At 53.0% G+C, this 1,013-nt stretch carries 1 protein-coding gene; it reads right to left on the minus strand.

The genetic code is table 11. From position 1 onward, the window contains the following. Positions 1–1,013 (minus strand): elongation factor Tu (gene tuf / locus FDW88_RS22315; RefSeq protein ID WP_137363375.1); only part of this gene is annotated, 1,013 nt, incomplete at both ends.

Below are 1,013 nucleotides of genomic sequence, written 5' to 3' on the forward strand. Positions count from 1 at the left end.
TCGTCCATCGCGATCGGGTGGATCAGGGTAACAACCATTTTGATGTTGTCGCCCGGCATTACCATCTCTACGCCTTCCGGCAGTTCGATGGTACCCGTCACGTCAGTAGTACGGAAGTAGAACTGCGGACGGTAGCCTTTGAAGAACGGAGTATGACGGCCGCCTTCGTCTTTGGACAGGATATAAACTTCAGATTCGAACTTGGTGTGCGGCTTGATAGAGCCCGGCTTAGCCAGTACCTGACCACGTTCGATTTCTTCACGTTTGATACCACGCAGCAGAACACCAACGTTCTCACCAGCACGGCCTTCGTCCAGCAGTTTGCGGAACATTTCAACGCCAGTACAGGTAGACTTAGCAGTCTCTTTGATACCAACGATTTCAACTTCTTCGCCAACTTTAACGATACCGCGCTCTACACGACCGGTAACAACAGTACCACGGCCGGAGATGGAGAATACGTCTTCGATAGGCAGCAGGAACGGCTTGTCAATCGCACGCTCTGGTTCCGGGATGTAAGAATCCAGGTAGCCAGCCAGTTCAACGATTTTAGCTTCCCACTCAGCTTCGCCTTCCAGCGCTTTCAGAGCAGAACCACGAACGATCGGAGTATCGTCGCCCGGGAAATCGTACTGAGACAGAAGTTCACGAACTTCCATTTCTACCAGTTCCAGCAGCTCTTCGTCATCAACCATGTCGCATTTGTTCAGGAACACGATGATGTACGGAACGCCAACCTGACGACCCAGCAGGATGTGCTCACGAGTCTGCGGCATCGGGCCGTCAGTCGCAGCAACAACCAGGATCGCGCCGTCCATCTGCGCAGCACCGGTGATCATGTTTTTAACATAGTCGGCGTGGCCCGGGCAGTCTACGTGTGCGTAGTGGCGAGACGGGGTGTCATATTCAACGTGAGAAGTGTTGATGGTGATACCACGTGCTTTTTCTTCCGGTGCGTTATCGATCTGATCGAATGCACGAGCAGAACCGCCGTAGGTTTTAGCCAGTACGGT

The sequence above is a fragment of the Citrobacter sp. wls829 genome, from assembly GCF_005280825.1.
GTDB classification, from domain to species: domain Bacteria; phylum Pseudomonadota; class Gammaproteobacteria; order Enterobacterales; family Enterobacteriaceae; genus Citrobacter; species Citrobacter gillenii.